This is a genomic window from Kosakonia sp. WA-90 (assembly GCF_039871955.1).
Classification (GTDB): domain Bacteria; phylum Pseudomonadota; class Gammaproteobacteria; order Enterobacterales; family Enterobacteriaceae; genus Kosakonia; species Kosakonia oryzendophytica.
In genome coordinates, this window is record NZ_JBDPLJ010000006.1 from 110,472 (window position 1) to 126,720 (window position 16,249).

Sequence of the window (16,249 nt, forward strand, 5' to 3'; positions counted from 1 at the left end):
CCAGTGATATTTTTTACGCAATGCTCAATATTAAATCGGCAATACGGATGAAACAATGAAACAACACGAATCGGCGGAGAATTCTCAGGGTCAGCTCTATATTGTACCTACTCCCATCGGGAATTTGGCTGATATTACTCAACGTGCGCTGACTGTGTTGCAAACCGTTGATTTAATTGCTGCTGAGGACACACGTCACACCGGTTTATTGCTCCAGCACTTCGCCATTAACGCCCGTTTGTTTGCGCTGCACGATCACAATGAGCAACAAAAAGCCGACACGCTGGTGGCGAAACTGAGAGAGGGGCAGAATATCGCGTTGGTGTCAGATGCTGGTACGCCGCTGATTAACGATCCGGGCTATCACCTGGTGCGTACCTGCCGGGAAGCCGGTATTCGCGTTGTTCCTCTGCCGGGGCCCTGTGCGGCTATTGCGGCACTGAGTGCGGCGGGGCTGCCCTCGGACCGTTTCTGCTATGAAGGTTTTCTGCCAGCCAAATCAAAAGGCCGCCGCGATACGTTAAAAGGGCTGGAAACAGAAAGCCGTACGCTGATTTTTTATGAATCGACCCATCGTTTGTTGGAAAGCCTGGAAGATATGGTCGCCGTCTGGGGCGAATCCCGTTATGTGGTGCTGGCGCGTGAACTGACCAAAACCTGGGAAACCATTCAAGGCTTGCCGGTTGGTGAGTTGCTGGCGTGGGTCAAAGAAGACGAAAACCGTCGCAAAGGCGAAATGGTATTAATTGTGGAAGGCCATAAAGCACAGGAAGACGAACTTCCCGCCGATGCGCTGCGCACGCTGGCGTTGCTGCAAGCGGAGTTGCCGCTGAAAAAGGCCGCCGCGCTGGCCGCGGAAATCCACGGCGTGAAGAAAAATGCGCTGTATAAATACGCGCTGGATAATCAAGGCCAATAGTCATTGCGGTTTATTACAATAAAAAAAGCATGGCCGGAGCCATGCTTAAGGTTGAGGTTTACAACTTTTTTATAAAAATCAGGTCACCGGAGCCGGGTTAAATACCGCCAGCTGGTTGTGAAGGCCCCATTGATCCGAGAAGGTTTTCTTCCGGCCGCTGGCCACATCAAGGATAAAGTGGAACAGCTTCCAGCCCACATCTTCGATAGTCTCTTCACCTGTGGCGATGGTCCCGGCGTTGATATCCATCAGGTCGAACCAACGGTTTGCCAGTTCAGTACGGGTCGCCATTTTAATCACCGGGACAGCCATCAGTCCGTAAGGGGTACCACGACCGGTGGTGAATACCTGAACGGTGATGCCGGAAGCAACCTGTTGCGTCCCACAAACAAAGTCGCTCGCCGGGGTGGCCGCGTAAATCAGGCCGCGTTTGGTCGGGCGCTGGCCAGGAGAGAGCACTTCAGAAATGGCGCTTTTACCGGATTTGGCAATCGAGCCCAGCGCTTTTTCCACCACATTTGCCAGACCGCCTTTTTTGTTCCCCGGAGAAGGGTTGGCGCTGCGGTCGGTTTTACCCATGTCCAGGTAGTTATCGTACCAGGCCATCTCTTCCAGCAGACGTTTGCCCACTTCTTCGTTGATGGCGCGCGGTGTCAGCAGGTGGATCGCATCGCGGACTTCGGTCACTTCAGAAAACATCACGGTGCCGCCGCAACGGATCAGCAGATCAGATGCATAACCGACCGCCGGGTTTGCCGTGACACCGGAGAAAGCGTCGCTGCCGCCGCACTGCATACCAACAACCAGTTCAGAGGCCGGGCAGGTTTCACGTTTACGCTGGTTGAGTTTCGCCAGGTGGCGTTCTGCAACCTGCAAAATATCGTCAATCATGGAGCGGAAGCCGACATGGTGCTCGTCCTGCAAACGCACAATGCTGGCGCTATCCACCGGAATAGACTGCACATCTTCAGTCCCTTGCAGCAGGCGTTCCGGCTGCAATTTTTCGCAACCCAGACCAATCACCATCACTTCGCCGCCGAAGTTCGGGTTCAGGGAGATGTTATGGATGGTGCGAATGGGGATCACTGCCGCAGGCGCGTTGATCGCCACGCCGCAGCCATATAAGTGATTCAGACCGATCACGCCGTCGACGTTCGGGTATTTCGGCAGCAGGTCGCGTTCGATAATCTTCACGACATAATCCACCACTCCGGCAACGCAGTGCACGCTGGTGGTCAAGCCGAGCAGGTTTTTGGTGCCGACACTGCCGTCTGCATTGCGGTAACCTTCAAAGGTGTAACCTTCCAGCGGCGGCAATGGTTCTGGCACTTTGGTGGCCAGCGGCAGTGTGTTCAGCGGTGGCGCTGTTGGCAGCTCGACCATAGACTCATCAATCCAGCTACCACGAGGAATATCACGTACGGCGTAACCAATGACTTCACCATAACGTACGATTTCGCCATGATGCGGAATATCCACGAGGGCGACTTTATGGCCTTGAGGAATATGCTCAACCAGCTCGAGACCGTCCGGAAAACGCGTACCCGCCTTTAAGCCATTGTCATTAACGATGATAGCGACATTATCGGTGTCGTGTACCTTAATATAAAACGCCCCAGGCGATTGCTGTCTAATTTCAATGTCGGACATTGTCAAGTAATCTCCAGCTAACTGTATGATGCATTACTCAAAGAAAGGAACCAATTCTTTATTCTGGAATAAATATCAGAAATAAAAATCTTGTTTGCTGAAATAAGAATGTCAGGAGTTTAAATACTAAAATGTGATCTAAATCACTTATTTCCGCGATTCCCCGTGTGGTGGGGCTGGATATTGCAAGATCTGTGCATCAGCGCCCAGGGTTATGTGCATATGCTCAAAATATTCTTTCTGTTCAATGTTAAAATTGAGCAACACACCAGTGTGTGGCGTCATAACGCTGTTTATACTGGGGGCTATAAAATCGAAGTGCCAATTATTTGATATTAAGTTTCGAGTGCTTAAATAAAATCGGATAATAAACGGAAAATATAATTATATTTTAAAAGTTAGCGGTGCCCGAGGAAATTAAAATGACTATTGAACATGCCGTCGAGACAAAACGGGGTTTACCCACCCGTTATTTAATTCTGCTGATTATATTTATCGTCACCGCAATTAACTATGCCGATCGCGCGACGCTTTCTATCGCCGGAACAGAAGTGGCGAAAGCGTTGCAGCTTGATTCTGTATCGATGGGTTACATCTTTTCCGCTTTTGGCTGGGCTTATTTGTTGATGCAGATTCCGGGTGGCTGGCTGCTCGACCGCTTCGGCTCGAAAAAGGTTTATACCTGGAGCCTGTTTTTCTGGTCGCTCTTTACCTTCCTGCAAGGTTTTGTCGACGTATTCCCGATCGCGTTGGCAGGGATCTCCATGTTTTTCATGCGTTTTATGCTGGGCTTCTCTGAAGCGCCATCCTTCCCGGCGAACGCCCGCATTGTGGCAGCCTGGTTCCCGGCAAAAGAACGCGGTACTGCTTCGGCGATTTTTAACTCCGCGCAGTACTTCTCCCTGGCACTGTTCTCGCCGCTGCTGGGCTGGCTGACATTTGCCTGGGGCTGGGAACATGTGTTTACCGTGATGGGTGCGATCGGTTTTGTGCTGACCTTCGCCTGGGTTAAGTTTGTCCACAACCCGACCGATCATCCTCGTATGACCCGCGAAGAACTGGAGTATATCGAGAAGAATGGCGCGGTCGTGGATATGGATCACAAGAAAACCGACGACAGCCAAAAAGCCGGTCCTAAAATGGATTATATCAAGCAGTTGCTCTGCAACCGCATGATGCTCGGCGTGTTCTTCGGGCAATACTTCCTGAACACCATTACCTGGTTCTTCCTGACATGGTTCCCGATTTATCTGGTGCAGGAAAAGGGCATGTCGATTTTGAAGGTCGGGTTTGTGGCTTCCATTCCGGCGCTGTGCGGTTTTGCCGGTGGTGTGCTGGGCGGGTTGTTCTCCGATTATCTGATCAAACGTGGTTCCACCCTGACGGTGGCGCGTAAATTCCCTATCGTTGTCGGCATGTTACTGGCTTCAAGCATCATTCTGTGTAATTACACCGATAACACAACACTGGTTGTCGCACTGATGGCGCTCGCATTCTTTGGTAAAGGCTTCGGCGCGCTGGGCTGGCCGGTTATTTCTGACGTCGCGCCGAAAGAAATTGTTGGGCTGTGCGGCGGTGTATTCAACGTGTTCGGTAACGTAGCGTCTATCGTAACGCCGCTGGTCATCGGATACATGGTTAAGGAGTTGCATTCTTTCAACGGTGCGTTGGTGTTCGTTGGCTGTTCAGCGCTGATGATGATGGTCTGCTACCTGTTTGTGGTTGGCGACATCAAACGTATGGAACTGAAGAAATAAGCAACAACTCATTAAGGTACAAAAGATGAATAACGATATCTTCCCAAACAAATTCAAAGCCGCGCTGGCGGCGCAACAGATTCAAATCGGTTGTTGGTCTGCGCTGGGTAGTCATATCAGCACTGAAGTTCTGGGCCTGGCAGGCTTTGACTGGCTGCTTCTGGACGGCGAACACGCCCCTAACGACGTGCTCACTTTTGTACCGCAATTAATGGCCTTAAAAGGCAGCGTCAGCGCACCGGTGGTGCGTGTGCCGACTAATGATCCGGTTGTGATTAAACGCCTGCTGGACATCGGTTTCTACAACTTCTTGATCCCGTTCGTGGAAACGGAAGAAGAAGCGATGAACGCTGTCGCCGCGACCCGTTATCCGCCAGAAGGTATCCGCGGGGTCTCTGTCTCTCATCGCGCCAATATGTTTGGCACCGTACCGGATTACTTCCGCCAGTCTAACGCCAATATTTCCATCCTGGTGCAGATTGAAAGCCAGGCGGGAGTGGATAACCTGGACGCCATTCTGTCTACCGACGGTGTAGACGGCGTGTTTGTGGGGCCGAGCGATCTGGCTGCGACCTTGGGCTATATCGGCAACGCTGCGCACCCGGAAGTTCAACGCACTATTCAGCACATTTTTGCCCGCGCCAAAGCGCACAACAAACCGAGCGGTATCCTGGCACCGGTTGAAGCGGACGCGCGTCGTTACCTGGAATGGGGGGCGACCGTGGTTGCTGTCGGTAGCGATTTGGGCGTGTTCCGTTCTGCTACGCAGAAACTGGCCGACACCTTTAAGAAATAACCAAACCACCATTAAAGAGAGAGACGCAATTATGACGATGAAAGTTGGTTTCATTGGCCTGGGCATCATGGGTAAACCAATGAGTAAAAACCTCATTAAAGCAGGTTACTCACTGGTGGTCGTGGACCGTAACCAGGACGCGGTTGCCGAAGTGATCGCCGCAGGCGCTGAAGCCGCCACCAGCGCGAAAGCCGTTGCTGAACAGTGTGATGTGATCATCACTATGCTGCCTAACTCCCCGCATGTAAAAGAAGTGGCGCTGGGCGAAGGGGGCATCATTGAAGGTGCGAAAGCCGGTACTGTGCTGATCGACATGAGCTCTATCGCTCCGCTGGCAAGCCGTGAAATTAGCGACGCGCTGAAAGCGAAAGGCATTGATATGCTGGACGCGCCGGTGAGCGGCGGCGAACCGAAAGCTATCGATGGCACCCTGTCAGTCATGGTGGGCGGCGATAAAGCGATTTTCGATAAATATTACGACCTGCTGAAAGCCATGGCTGGCTCTGTGGTGCACACCGGTGATATCGGTGCGGGCAATGTAACCAAACTGGCAAATCAGGTGATCGTGGCGTTGAACATTGCTGCCATGTCTGAAGCACTGACGCTGGCAACGAAAGCTGGTGTGAATCCGGATCTGGTATTCCAGGCAATTCGTGGCGGTCTGGCGGGCAGTACCGTGCTGGAAGCAAAAGCACCGATGGTGATGGATCGCAACTTCAAACCGGGTTTCCGTATCGATCTGCATATCAAAGATCTCTCCAACGCGTTGGATACGTCTCATGGTGTGGGCGCGCAACTGCCGCTGACGGCGGCCGTGATGGAAATGATGCAGGCATTACGTGCAGATGGTCTGGGTAATGCTGATCACAGCGCGATTGCGTGCTACTACGAGAAACTGGCGAAAATCGAAGTCACTCGTTAACCAGAAGGGGCGCGTAACGGCGCCCTTGATCTCTTTTACATCAGCATCTTTCAGGTTGTTGACGGGCTTTGTATTGCCCGAGCCTGGGGGATGAAGTGCCTGGTTTGCGCGGCACTTTCAGGCTAACCATTATGAAAATCGTAATCGCCCCAGACTCTTATAAAGAAAGCCTGTCTGCCTCTGAGGTAGCGCAGGCGATAGAAAAAGGATTTCGGGAAATATTTCCCGATGCTCAGTACGTTTCAGTTCCGGTCGCGGATGGTGGTGAAGGTACGGTTGAAGCCATGATTGCCGCCACGCAAGGCACCGTTCACACTGCGAACGTGACTGGCCCACTGGGTGAAAGTGTTGAGGCCTGCTGGGGAATGTCTGGCGATGGCAAAACGGCGTTTATCGAAATGGCAGCTGCCAGCGGACTGGCGCTTGTCCCTCCTGAATTACGTAATCCTTTGATTACCACTTCGCGCGGCACCGGGGAACTTATTTTGCAGGCGCTGGAGCATGGGGCGACAAACATTATTATTGGCATCGGCGGTAGCGCCACGAACGATGGCGGCGCGGGTATGGTGCAGGCATTGGGTGCCAGACTGACTGACGCCAACGGCACCGAAATGGGTTACGGTGGCGGTAGTTTAATGAGCCTTAACACCATTGATATTTCCGGTCTGGATCCGCGGCTGAAAAACTGCATCCTGCGCGTTGCCTGTGATGTAACGAATCCCTTAACCGGTGAGAAAGGCGCATCGCGCATTTTTGGGCCGCAAAAAGGTGCGACTGAAGCGTTGATCGTCGAACTGGATCGCAACCTCGGTCATTTTGCTGATGTGATCAAAACATGTCTGCATGTGGATGTGAAGAATGTACCCGGTTCCGGTGCGGCAGGTGGCATGGGGGCCGCGCTGATGGCATTCCTCGGCGCGGAACTGCGCAGTGGTATTGAGATTGTCACCCAGGCGCTGAATCTCGAAGAACATATTCACGATTGCACGCTGGTAGTGACGGGCGAAGGGCGTATCGACAGTCAGAGCATCCACGGTAAAGTGCCGGTGGGTGTTGCGCACGTTGCCAAAAAATACCATAAGCCGGTTATCGGCATTGCCGGTAGCCTGACCAGCGATGTCGGCGTTGTGCATCAGTATGGGATTGATGCGGTGTTCAGCGTGTTGACCAGTATCAGCACGCTGGAGGAGGCGTTCCGCGGCGCGTTTGACAATATTTATCGCGCTTCACGTAACATTGCGGCCACCCTGCAGGTCGGAATGTTGACGGAAGGGTGACAGCCGCGCGCAAACCCTCTATACTGCGCGCCGAAGCTGACCAGACAGTCGCCGCTTCGTCGCAGTCCTCCTTCGGGGGAGACGGGCGAAGGGGAGGAAAGTCCGGGCTCCATAGGGCAGGGTGCCAGGTAACGCCTGGGAGGCGCAAGCCTACGACCAGTGCAACAGAGAGCAAACCGCCGATGGCCCGCGCAAGCGGGATCAGGTAAGGGTGAAAGGGTGCGGTAAGAGCGCACCGCGCGTCTGGCAACAGTTCGCGGCACGGTAAACTCCACCCGGAGCAAGGCCAAATAGGGGTTCACAAGGTACGGCCCGTACTGAACCCGGGTAGGCTGCTTGAGCCAGTGAGCGATTGCTGGCCTAGATGAATGACTGTCCACGACAGAACCCGGCTTATCGGTCAGTTTCAATTTTTCAGGTAAAAACCCGCTTCGGCGGGTTTTTGCTTTCTGCGGTGCTTCATACAGGGCGTGAATGACTGTCCACTCCACTTTCTACGAACGAACGCGGCTTACCGGCCAGTTTCAGTTTTTCAGGCAAAAACCCGCTTCGGCGGGTTTTTGCTTTCTGCGGTGCTTCGTTCAGGGCGTGAATGACGGTCCACTCCACTTTCTACGAACGCGGCTTACCGGCCAGTTTCAGTTTTTCAGGTAAAAACCCGCTTCGGCGGGTTTTTGCTTTCTGCGGTGCTTCGTACAGGGCGTTATTGCGCGTAAGTAGCCAGCGTAGTCACCGAATGTGACCCAGCGAGCGATCGCCTTCCGGGCCCTGAATCAGGCGCGTCAACTCCTCACAGCGGATGATCATCCCGTCCTGTAGCGTAAAATGTGCCAGCACGTCGACATGTGACTGCCCGCCCGCTTTCTTACTCACCACGACCCGGTGGTGGGTTAGCACCTCCTGGTCGGCATGGGCGATGGCGATAATGGTCACCTCAATAGCGTGTGTCAGTTGCTTAAGCCTGGCCATATGATCCACAAAACCGTGGAAGTCCAGCGACTCACCGTCCACATACTGACGATACTGTGGTGAAAAGAATGCGCGGATTTTGGCTTCATCGTGTTCCGGGTTGCAGACGATAGCATGTAATGCCAGGGCAACGCGCTGAGAGACATCGGACATCGTTTGATCCTCATTGATTCGGGTAAGCAGAGGATATCGAAGCCGGTGAACGGTATATTAGCCGTAACAGGTCATTAAATACGGTAAATCAGCCATGTTAATTGTGCACAGTGAGCGACTGACGCATCAAAGCAAACATAAAACTGACTGGCACCAGCACGCGACCGGGCAGTTGTTCTGCATCCACCGTGGCATGATGATTGTACAGACAGCGCATGCGCAGTGGGCGCTGACTCCCGCAACCCTCGGCTGGTTTCCTGCGCATATGCGCCACAGCGCCTGGAGCGTTGGCGACATCGATGGGATCAGCATGCAGCTTGACGGCGTGGCTTTATCCGCGCAGGCGGGCATCTGGTTTGCCGATCCTTTTTTGATGCTGCTAATGGAAAGGCTGCGTCATCGTGTAACAAACCCGGCGGAACAGCAGCGACAGCGACACCTTCTGACAGTAATGGTTGACGAAATCGCACAGCTATCTCCTGCGCCGCTGAGACTGATACTGCCGGAAGACCGTCGCGCCCGGCAGGTAGCTGAATTGCTATTAATGCAGCCCGAGACTACGATCCGGCAAACGCAGTTGGCTTCTCGCTTTGGGCTTAGCGTTCGAACACTTAGCCGGTTGTTCAGTGAGCAAACCGGGCTCAGTTTTAGTCAGTGGCGGCAGCAGACGCGAATCCTGGCTTCACTGGAGTATTTACTGAGGGGAGAGTCTGTCAGCGAGACGGCGGCGCAATGTGGGTATGAGAATGTCAGCGCGTTTATCGCTGCATTCAAGCTGCGCTTTGGCACAACACCGGGGGCGTTTCGTTTGAATAACGGTGGCTGATACGGGCGGTAGCGACAAGGGAAAGCATAGAGACGTTCGGGCAAGGCGTAGCCCCGGCCAGCACCGGGGCGGACAGTCAGGCTGAGGCTTCTTCTTCCGCCAGCCGGATTTCGGCTTCGGCAACAATGGCTTCCAGTTCCGTCAACATCTCTTCAAACCCAAACCCACAGGTGGCATCGTGGGGGGAGGATTGCGCACTATCTGAGAGGGTACTTCTGCTGTTTTTGTTCATGGACTTACCTGCATAACGCAACTATCACACCGGTAAATCTATCAGTAATGCACGTAAAGGCGTATCGGCAACCAGCGTTATGTTAGCCTCGTCACGAATAAACGCACCGTCACCGCACGTCAGGGCTTCCCTGGCTTCGCAGTGCGTGACTGCATGCACTGTCCCGTGAATGGACTGCAAATACGCCCGTGGGCCATGTAACTGAATACTCAGTTCTTCGCCTTTTTCCATCTCGATATGGTGCAGCCAAACCTGCTGACGCAGTTGCAAACTCTCCTGGCTGCCATCCGGCGAGGCCAGCAACTGTTGCGGTCGCGCGGTAATCATGACTTTCTGCACCGGCGGGTTTTCCCGCTCCGGGCAGGCATCAAGCCATAACTGCATACGCGTTAACGACTTATCTTTGCTCAGGTTATGTTCGCTGTAGCTGATGCCAGGCTGGGTGGCAATCAGCAGCGCTTCGCCCGCTTTCCCCTGAACATGGTTGCCTTCACTGTCGCGATATTCGGCTTCACCTTCCAGAATCAGGTTCAGAATATCCACTTTCGGGTAGGTGCGCGGCTGGAAAGACGCGCCCGGGGCGAGGACTTCCTGGTTTAATACACGCAGTGAGGCATAGCCCAGAAGTTTCGGGTCAAAGTAGTGTCCAAAAGAAAAAGTGTAGCGGGCCTGAAGCCAGCCGAAGTCAGCTTGTCCGCATTGTTTTGCTGTACGGGTAGTAATCATCGTTATTGACCTCTCTTTACTTAAAACAATGTTAAAGGTATGGACGCTTCATTGTTAGCCAGATATTCTGCCCGGTATGTTCAAATTTCCTGAATGAGAACAAAAATGGCGAAAGAAAGGGCACTTACGCTGGAAGCGCTGCGCGTAATGGATGCAATTGATCGGCGCGGGAGCTTCGCTGCGGCAGCGGATGAGTTAGGGCGCGTTCCCTCCGCGTTGAGCTACACCATGCAGAAACTGGAAGAAGAGCTGGATGTGGTGCTGTTTGATCGCTCCGGACACCGGACAAAATTCACCAACGTCGGGCGCATGCTGCTGGAACGCGGCCGTGTGTTGCTGGAAGCCGCAGACAAACTCACTACCGACGCTGAAGCGCTGGCGCGTGGTTGGGAAACACACCTGACGCTGGTGACGGAAGCGCTGGTGCCGACGGTTGAGCTGTTCCCGCTGGTGGATCGTTTAGCAGCGAAGGCCAACACCCAACTGTCGATCATCACTGAAGTGCTGGCTGGGGCATGGGAGCGGCTGGAGCAGGGGCGGGCGGATATCGTGGTCGCGCCGGATATGCACTTTCGATCGTCATCCGAAATCAATTCGCGCAAGCTGTACTCGGTGATGAATGTGTACGTTGCCGCGCCAGATCACCCTATTCACCACGAGCCAGAGCCGTTGTCGGAAGTGACGCGAGTGAAATACCGTGGCGTTGCGGTAGCGGACACCGCCCGTGAGCGTCCTGTACTGACGGTGCAGTTGCTGGATAAACAGCCAAGGCTGACGGTAAGCACCATTGAGGACAAACGTCAGGCGTTGCTGGCCGGGCTGGGTGTGGCGACCATGCCTTACCCGCTGGTGGAGCAGGATATCGCGGAAGGACGTTTGCGGGTGGTTAGCCCGGAATACACCAGCCAGGTGGACATTATTATGGCCTGGCGGCGCGACAGTATGGGCGAAGGTAAAGCCTGGTGCTTGCGCGAAATCCCAAAACTGTTTGCCGGTAAATAAGTGATCGTTTTGCCGGGTGCGCTGCGGTCACTTTCAGGCAAAGAGTTTGGGTTCCGGCCCGAAACGGTTCTCCTGGGGCGTCCCGTGCTGGCTGTAGAAAGCCAGCAGCGCCAGCCAGCCAATCACCGGAAAGAGCAGCAGCAATAACCAGCGCCAGCTACGGTCGGTATCGTGTAAACGGCGGACCTGAACAGCAAGCGACGGCACCAGTACCAACAGCTCATAAAGCAGACTCAATGTGTGCCAGCCGATGATCCTGTCTATAACATGCAGTACGCCAAAGAGAATGAGATTGACCAGCGTGAACATCCAGAACTCGCGGCGATGCGCGCGTCCGCGGAAAGTGGCGTAGTTTCTAAGCACTTTAAAATACCAGTCCATTCTCCACCTCGGTCAACGGTCAATTCGTTGTTTTCTAAGCGATCATAGTAAGAATAGACGGCAAAAAGAGAAACGGGTAAGCGCGGAAACAAATTTTCGGGCGCGTCGTGACGCGCCCTTAAGGATCAACGGAAACGACTGTCCCGGCCATGGGGTTCATCCAGGTTCTGCCATGGGCCGATAGAGATAATCCCGGTCGGGTTGATGGTTTTGTGGCTACGGAAGTAATGATGGCGGATATGATCAAAATTGACGGTTTCCGCTATACCCGGCATCTGATAGATATCGCGCAGGAAACCATGCAGGTTGAGATAATCGCTGATGCGGTGTTTGTCGCATTTAAAATGGGTAACGTACACCGGATCAAAGCGAACGAGTGTAGTCCACAGGCGAATATCTGCTTCTGTCAGTCGGTCGCCGGTCAGATAACGGTGCTGGCCAAGGATCTGTTCCAGTCGCTCCAGCGCGTTAAACACATTTACCACAGCGTCGTCATATGCTTGCTGGCTGGTAGCGAAGCCCGCTTTATAGACACCATTGTTGACGTTATCGTAGATCCAACTGTTTAACTCGTCGATCTGGCTGCGTAATTCTGGCGGATAGTAATCGCCTGCTTTCGCGCCCAGTCCGTCAAAGGCGGTGTTAAACATGCGGATGATTTCCGCAGATTCATTGCTGACGATGGTGTGACGCTGCTTATCCCACAGCACCGGTACGGTGACGCGTCCGCTGTAGTGGGGGTCGGCATGCAGATAGAGCTGATAAAGGAATTCATGCTGGTACAGCATATCGCCGGTGGCGGCCGGGAAATCATCATCAAAGGTCCAACCATTTTCCAGCATCAACGGGTTAACCACGGAGACGGAAATAAACGGCTCGAGCCCTTTTAACTTGCGCAGGATCAGCGTGCGGTGTGCCCATGGACAGGCGAGAGAAACGTACAAGTGGTATCTCTCTTTCTCGGCGATAAAGCCACCTTCACCGGATGGCCCTGGCGCGCCGTCGGCAGTCAGCCAGTTGCGAAATGCGGAAACAGAGCGTTTGAATTTGCCGCCGGTGGATTGCGTGTCATACCAGGTGTCATGCCAGACGCCGTCAATCAGTTGTCCCATTTTGCTTCTCCTTCAGATAGCAAAAGCGAGGAGTAAACCCCTCGCTTTGCTGTATTGGTACTTTTCAGTATAGAGCGCTTACCATTTTTTATTCAGCACACGGTCAATGCTGATAGCACCCGGACCAGTGATGCCCAGCAGCAGGAAGCCGCCAGCGATGCTCAGGTTTTTCATAAACATCAGCGAGTTCACGCCTTCCGCAAAGTTGCTATGGAAGATAAATGCGGTCAGCAGCGTGAAACCGGCAGTAAACAGTGCTGTGGTGCGGGTCAGAAAACCGAACAGGATCGCCAGACCACCGCCGAACTCAAGCAGAATGGTCAGCGGCAGGAAGAACCCCGGAACGCCCATTGCTTCCATGTATTGCTGGGTACCTGCATAACCGGTGATTTTGCCCCAGCCAGCGGTAATAAACAGAATTGGCATCAGGATACGCGCAACCAGAAAACCAACATCTTCTAATTTTTTCATCTTTCTCTCCAGGGAACCACAATAGCGGCTGTAAGTAAATAGTGTGCAATTACCGGCAGATGCCGCGTGCTTGCTGTCGATGGAGAGGATATTAATCGCGACGGTGGCGGATTGTTAGCAAGGAAAACTGTCGAAATTTTTCAAAAAAACTGAGTAAGAGAAGTGAGAGGCAGGCGATGTGTCCCATCGCCTGTCAGGGGGTTATCGTGGCGCGTTAAGCGTTGCTTTAACCAGTCGCCACAAACTCCAGGCGCTCAGCCCGCGTTTGGCCCAGCGCACCAGCCTGTTGGGGTGACGAACAGACCAGATAGCCATTGCACCACTACCCACAAGCGCCCAGGAACGCAGGCTTAACAGCACGTTCCAGCCACGATCGTAGGCACCGGTGGCTTCCAGCCAGTCGCGCCGTCCGGCGGTGAGATCCAGGCGTTGTTGCTGGATCTCACTGAGCAAGCGTGCTTTGCGCTTCAGGCGTTCCGCTTTGTTGCTCACGGTTTTTCATCCTCCAGCAAGGCGCGGTCATTCACCAGCTCCTGCCGGGTATGGCGCAGAAGCGTTGACGCCCGCGCTTTGCGCAGTGTCCAGATGCCGCCAATGAGCGCCAGCACCAGCAACACCACGGTGGTTGCAATCATCGCATTCAGACGATATTGCGGATCGATGGCCCAGATTATCAGCACCATCAGGCTCATCAGGCCAAATGCGGCAAACAGCATGGTCAGCCCCAGCATCAGCAGCAACTGGAATAAATTGGCTTTCTCTTCTTCCAGCTCGACGACCGCCAGCCGCAGACGGGTCTCAACCATTTCAACAAGGATGGTCAGAATACGCTGACCAATCCCCAGCACGCTTTTGCCTGGCCCCTGCGCGTTTCGTGGCTCTGTCATATCAGCGACGCGTCAACAGGACGCCCAACACCACGCCAATGGCGGCGCCGATACCTACGCTGGCCCACGGATTTTCGCGTACGTATTCATCGGTACGGGCGGCCGCTTCACGGGTTTGGCGGGCGAGCGCATCGCCGGTTTCGCCAAGGCGATGGCGGCTATCGCGCAGCGCCTGTTCAGCTTTACTGCGTAACTTACTCAGCTCTTCTTTCGATTTTTCCCCGGAATTGCTCAGGACTTCTTCGAGGGTATCCGCCAGGGATTTCAACTCAGCGCGCAGATGATCAGCATTATCTTTCGACATAATTCTCTCCAGGTGAGTGAGTGGTAACTTCCTTCATTCAGTAGTCACGCGCTTCCAGAGCTTTCAGTTGTTCCTGCGCCTCTTTCAGCTTGTGTTCACGTTTGCTTATTTTGTCCGCATCGCCTTTTTGCTTCGCCTCGCTCAGTTCCCGGCGACGCTCCGCAATCTCTTCTTTCTGTTCAGCGATTTTTTTCTGATGGGCAGCGCGTAGCTTGCTGTCAGAACAGCTTGCGCGCACTTCGCGCAGCGCTTTGTTCAGACCGTCAATCCGGCTCTGATTGTTATGCTTTTCGGCATAGCTGATTTCTCGCTGGATCGCCTGCTCCTTCTCCTGACAAGGCGTTGCGGCCTGAGAAACTGCACTCAGAGAAAGAAGGGCCAGAGCCAGTGCGATGCGGTAATTCATAGTCGAAACCTTCCATTGTTAGCCGGCGAAACGGTCGTTACGCCAGCATCCAGTGACAAAAAGTGAACCCTGGTTCCGTCTACTCAAGCATAGTTAAGTTAACGGATAACACCAAAGTGAGTGAAAAGATTCAGAATCCTGGAAGGATCAACCGAACCGATGCGTGCTGTTGCGCAGGCGGGTGAGCCAGGCGGAGGTCTGGCTGGCGTCATCGTCTTGTGCGGCGATGATGTATCCGTGGGGCAAGGTACGATCCAGTACGGCTTTTGCCGCGGCGCTTTGCGCGCTGGAATCAAACTTGATCAGTATGGTGTCGTTATCAGGGGTAATGCTTTTAAAGCGAATGCCATTCGCGTCAAGATGATGCCAGATGGAGAAGCCATCGGGTACGCTAATGTTTTGCGCTGCCGGGCGAATCGCCAGCGTGGACTCGCGATCCTGCAATGCTGTCCAGGCGAAAAACATCGCGCTGAACAGCGCCAGCGCGCAGATGCTCATGACCAGCCAGCGCAGAAACGGACGTTGCAATTCCATGCTTTTAACTCCGGTTGCCATATTTTTTCTTCCACAGAACCACCAGTGAGCCAATCAGGCCAATCACCAGAAGGGCTACCGGAAGCAACATCAGGCAGGACATCAGTGCGTCTTCGTATTTGCGAAACACCGGCGTCTTGCCCAGCAGGTAACCCAGCGTGGTCAGGATCAGCACCCACAACAGACCGCTCATCCAGTTAAAAAACTGAAAGCGGGCATTACTCAGACCAGAAAGTCCGGCAATAGTTGGTAACAGCGTACGAACAAATGCGATAAAACGACCAATCAACAGCGCGGAAAGCCCATGTTTATGAAACAGATGGTGCGCCCGTTGATGATAATGCGCAGGCAAATGCGACAGCCAGTTTTGCACAAGGCGCGTATTGCCTAGCCATCGCCCCTGGATGTAACTGAGCCAGCAACCGAGACTTGCCGCCGCGGTCAACAAAAGGATGGTTTGCGGGTAACCCAGCGCACCTTTGGCAATCAACACGCCAATCAATACCAGCAGACTGTCACCCGGAAGAAACGCCGCCGGAAGCAGGCCATTTTCCAGAAATAAAATGACAAATAAAACAAAATAAAGCATGCCGATCATGCCTGGGTTCGACAATGTTTCGAAATCCTGGCTCCAGAGGGCATGAAGTAATTGGCTTAATAGTTCCATTCAGTGTTCCTGGTACATCGGTTTACGTCACGCCCGGAACAGCACGGCGATGCGTTCTAATACATTATGGTCGCTCGTGACACGCCCGGTGCGGCATATTCCCGAAAAAGACTCTGGGAGCAAGCACTAACTCACATGATGGCGAAATGCATCCAATTGTAACAAAGGCTGACGTTATACGTCAGTCAGAAAAAAACGTTTCGGTGATGATTTTGCTTGTCGGGAGAGGGGGAGGCGAGGCTATTTACAAACGCTGAC

20 protein-coding genes and 1 other RNA gene are annotated in these 16,249 nt (G+C 53.6%); 8 read left to right on the forward strand and 13 right to left on the reverse strand.

The window, feature by feature from the left end; genetic code table 11:
• Positions 1-55: 55 nt before the first annotated feature.
• A complete protein-coding gene (gene rsmI / locus ABGA49_RS12335) occupies positions 56-919 on the forward strand; it encodes a 16S rRNA (cytidine(1402)-2'-O)-methyltransferase (RefSeq protein WP_061493042.1) in 864 nt (287 codons plus the stop codon).
• Positions 920-997: 78 nt separating this feature from the next.
• Here rsmI and garD read toward each other — a convergent pair whose 3' ends face one another.
• Entirely contained in the window at positions 998-2,569 is a 1,572-nt protein-coding gene (gene garD, locus ABGA49_RS12340; RefSeq protein WP_347665615.1) for a galactarate dehydratase, read from the reverse strand.
• Positions 2,570-2,991: 422 nt separating this feature from the next.
• Here garD and ABGA49_RS12345 point away from each other — a divergent pair, with 422 nt between their 5' ends.
• The 5 genes from ABGA49_RS12345 to rnpB all read left to right on the forward strand — a co-directional run bounded on the left by ABGA49_RS12345 (position 2,992) and on the right by rnpB (position 7,733).
• On the forward strand, positions 2,992-4,326 hold the full coding sequence (locus tag ABGA49_RS12345) for an MFS transporter (protein ID WP_061493044.1): 1,335 nt from the start codon (positions 2,992-2,994) through the stop codon (positions 4,324-4,326).
• Positions 4,327-4,351: 25 nt separating this feature from the next.
• Positions 4,352-5,122 carry a 2-dehydro-3-deoxyglucarate aldolase gene (garL, locus tag ABGA49_RS12350; protein ID WP_061493045.1) on the forward strand — a complete coding sequence of 257 codons (771 nt, stop codon included), beginning with the start codon at positions 4,352-4,354 and terminating at the stop codon, positions 5,120-5,122.
• Between the two features lie 31 nt (positions 5,123-5,153).
• A complete protein-coding gene (gene garR / locus ABGA49_RS12355) occupies positions 5,154-6,044 on the forward strand; it encodes a 2-hydroxy-3-oxopropionate reductase (protein ID WP_061493046.1) in 891 nt (296 codons plus the stop codon).
• A gap of 131 nt (positions 6,045-6,175) precedes the next feature.
• Positions 6,176-7,321 carry a glycerate 2-kinase gene (gene garK / locus ABGA49_RS12360; protein ID WP_061493047.1) on the forward strand — a complete coding sequence of 382 codons (1,146 nt, stop codon included), beginning with the start codon at positions 6,176-6,178 and terminating at the stop codon, positions 7,319-7,321.
• Positions 7,322-7,353: 32 nt separating this feature from the next.
• An RNA gene (rnpB, locus tag ABGA49_RS12365) (RNase P RNA component class A) lies at positions 7,354-7,733 on the forward strand.
• A 317-nt stretch (positions 7,734-8,050) separates the two neighbouring features.
• Here rnpB and ABGA49_RS12370 read toward each other — a convergent pair.
• Positions 8,051-8,443, reverse strand: a complete 393-nt coding sequence (locus tag ABGA49_RS12370; protein WP_061493048.1) for a nuclear transport factor 2 family protein — start codon at positions 8,441-8,443, stop codon at positions 8,051-8,053.
• A 94-nt stretch (positions 8,444-8,537) separates the two neighbouring features.
• Here ABGA49_RS12370 and ABGA49_RS12375 point away from each other — a divergent pair, with 94 nt between their 5' ends.
• Positions 8,538-9,269, forward strand: coding sequence for an AraC family transcriptional regulator (locus tag ABGA49_RS12375; protein ID WP_061493049.1), 732 nt, complete (start codon positions 8,538-8,540; stop codon positions 9,267-9,269).
• A gap of 76 nt (positions 9,270-9,345) precedes the next feature.
• Here the strand turns inward: ABGA49_RS12375 and ABGA49_RS12380 are convergent, their stop codons facing one another.
• Both ABGA49_RS12380 and ABGA49_RS12385 read right to left on the reverse strand, forming a co-directional pair.
• Positions 9,346-9,501, reverse strand: coding sequence for a hypothetical protein (locus ABGA49_RS12380; RefSeq protein ID WP_167352673.1), 156 nt, complete (start codon positions 9,499-9,501; stop codon positions 9,346-9,348).
• Between the two features lie 24 nt (positions 9,502-9,525).
• Positions 9,526-10,227, reverse strand: a complete 702-nt coding sequence (locus tag ABGA49_RS12385; protein ID WP_347665616.1) for a pirin family protein — start codon at positions 10,225-10,227, stop codon at positions 9,526-9,528.
• Between the two features lie 105 nt (positions 10,228-10,332).
• On the opposite strand from ABGA49_RS12385, the gene ABGA49_RS12390 reads away from it, so the two are divergent.
• Positions 10,333-11,229: a LysR family transcriptional regulator gene (locus tag ABGA49_RS12390; protein WP_061493051.1), complete on the forward strand. Its 897-nt coding sequence runs from the start codon at positions 10,333-10,335 to the stop codon at positions 11,227-11,229.
• 33 nt (positions 11,230-11,262) lie between these two features.
• On the opposite strand, the gene ABGA49_RS12395 is transcribed toward ABGA49_RS12390, so the two are convergent.
• From ABGA49_RS12395 to yqjA, 9 genes are all read right to left on the reverse strand, one after another.
• The gene (locus ABGA49_RS12395) at positions 11,263-11,610 is read right to left on the reverse strand and encodes a DUF805 domain-containing protein (RefSeq protein ID WP_061493052.1); all 348 of its coding nucleotides are present in this window, start codon (positions 11,608-11,610) and stop codon (positions 11,263-11,265) included.
• 125 nt (positions 11,611-11,735) lie between these two features.
• Positions 11,736-12,722: a glutathione S-transferase family protein gene (locus ABGA49_RS12400; RefSeq protein ID WP_061493053.1), complete on the reverse strand. Its 987-nt coding sequence runs from the start codon at positions 12,720-12,722 to the stop codon at positions 11,736-11,738.
• 78 nt (positions 12,723-12,800) lie between these two features.
• Positions 12,801-13,193: a DoxX family protein gene (locus tag ABGA49_RS12405; protein ID WP_061493054.1), complete on the reverse strand. Its 393-nt coding sequence runs from the start codon at positions 13,191-13,193 to the stop codon at positions 12,801-12,803.
• Between the two features lie 201 nt (positions 13,194-13,394).
• Positions 13,395-13,685, reverse strand: coding sequence for a YqjK-like family protein (locus ABGA49_RS12410; RefSeq protein ID WP_061493055.1), 291 nt, complete (start codon positions 13,683-13,685; stop codon positions 13,395-13,397).
• Complete coding sequence (locus ABGA49_RS12415; protein WP_061493056.1) at positions 13,682-14,080, reverse strand: phage holin family protein; 399 nt, start codon at positions 14,078-14,080, stop codon at positions 13,682-13,684. The genes ABGA49_RS12410 and ABGA49_RS12415 overlap by 4 nt, the downstream gene beginning before the upstream one ends.
• Before the next feature lies 1 nt (position 14,081).
• Positions 14,082-14,384, reverse strand: coding sequence for a YqjD family protein (locus ABGA49_RS12420; protein WP_061493057.1), 303 nt, complete (start codon positions 14,382-14,384; stop codon positions 14,082-14,084).
• 37 nt (positions 14,385-14,421) lie between these two features.
• Complete coding sequence (locus ABGA49_RS12425) at positions 14,422-14,790, reverse strand: DUF1090 domain-containing protein (RefSeq protein ID WP_061493058.1); 369 nt, start codon at positions 14,788-14,790, stop codon at positions 14,422-14,424.
• A gap of 147 nt (positions 14,791-14,937) precedes the next feature.
• On the reverse strand, positions 14,938-15,324 hold the full coding sequence (mzrA, locus tag ABGA49_RS12430; protein WP_088237683.1) for an EnvZ/OmpR regulon moderator MzrA: 387 nt from the start codon (positions 15,322-15,324) through the stop codon (positions 14,938-14,940).
• A gap of 4 nt (positions 15,325-15,328) precedes the next feature.
• Entirely contained in the window at positions 15,329-15,991 is a 663-nt protein-coding gene (gene yqjA / locus ABGA49_RS12435) for a DedA family general envelope maintenance protein YqjA (protein WP_061493060.1), read from the reverse strand.
• Positions 15,992-16,249 lie beyond the last annotated feature (258 nt).

What these genes read in the sequence shown, in the direction of transcription:
- garR (WP_061493046.1), top strand. Translation starts at nt 5,154, where the DNA reads ATGACGATGAAAGTTGGTTTCATTGGCCTGGGCATCATGGGTAAACCA.
- garK (WP_061493047.1), top strand. Translation starts at nt 6,176, where the DNA reads ATGAAAATCGTAATCGCCCCAGACTCTTATAAAGAAAGCCTGTCTGCC.
- ABGA49_RS12415 (WP_061493056.1), bottom strand. Translation starts at nt 14,080, where the DNA reads ATGACAGAGCCACGAAACGCGCAGGGGCCAGGCAAAAGCGTGCTGGGG.
- garL (WP_061493045.1), top strand. Translation starts at nt 4,352, where the DNA reads ATGAATAACGATATCTTCCCAAACAAATTCAAAGCCGCGCTGGCGGCG.
- yqjA (WP_061493060.1), bottom strand. Translation starts at nt 15,991, where the DNA reads ATGGAACTATTAAGCCAATTACTTCATGCCCTCTGGAGCCAGGATTTC.
- ABGA49_RS12345 (WP_061493044.1), top strand. Translation starts at nt 2,992, where the DNA reads ATGACTATTGAACATGCCGTCGAGACAAAACGGGGTTTACCCACCCGT.
- ABGA49_RS12390 (WP_061493051.1), top strand. Translation starts at nt 10,333, where the DNA reads ATGGCGAAAGAAAGGGCACTTACGCTGGAAGCGCTGCGCGTAATGGAT.
- ABGA49_RS12420 (WP_061493057.1), bottom strand. Translation starts at nt 14,384, where the DNA reads ATGTCGAAAGATAATGCTGATCATCTGCGCGCTGAGTTGAAATCCCTG.
- ABGA49_RS12385 (WP_347665616.1), bottom strand. Translation starts at nt 10,227, where the DNA reads ATGATTACTACCCGTACAGCAAAACAATGCGGACAAGCTGACTTCGGC.
- ABGA49_RS12380 (WP_167352673.1), bottom strand. Translation starts at nt 9,501, where the DNA reads ATGAACAAAAACAGCAGAAGTACCCTCTCAGATAGTGCGCAATCCTCC.
- garD (WP_347665615.1), bottom strand. Translation starts at nt 2,569, where the DNA reads ATGTCCGACATTGAAATTAGACAGCAATCGCCTGGGGCGTTTTATATT.
- mzrA (WP_088237683.1), bottom strand. Translation starts at nt 15,324, where the DNA reads ATGGAATTGCAACGTCCGTTTCTGCGCTGGCTGGTCATGAGCATCTGC.
- ABGA49_RS12425 (WP_061493058.1), bottom strand. Translation starts at nt 14,790, where the DNA reads ATGAATTACCGCATCGCACTGGCTCTGGCCCTTCTTTCTCTGAGTGCA.
- ABGA49_RS12400 (WP_061493053.1), bottom strand. Translation starts at nt 12,722, where the DNA reads ATGGGACAACTGATTGACGGCGTCTGGCATGACACCTGGTATGACACG.
- ABGA49_RS12370 (WP_061493048.1), bottom strand. Translation starts at nt 8,443, where the DNA reads ATGTCCGATGTCTCTCAGCGCGTTGCCCTGGCATTACATGCTATCGTC.
- rsmI (WP_061493042.1), top strand. Translation starts at nt 56, where the DNA reads ATGAAACAACACGAATCGGCGGAGAATTCTCAGGGTCAGCTCTATATT.
- ABGA49_RS12375 (WP_061493049.1), top strand. Translation starts at nt 8,538, where the DNA reads ATGTTAATTGTGCACAGTGAGCGACTGACGCATCAAAGCAAACATAAA.
- ABGA49_RS12395 (WP_061493052.1), bottom strand. Translation starts at nt 11,610, where the DNA reads ATGGACTGGTATTTTAAAGTGCTTAGAAACTACGCCACTTTCCGCGGA.
- ABGA49_RS12405 (WP_061493054.1), bottom strand. Translation starts at nt 13,193, where the DNA reads ATGAAAAAATTAGAAGATGTTGGTTTTCTGGTTGCGCGTATCCTGATG.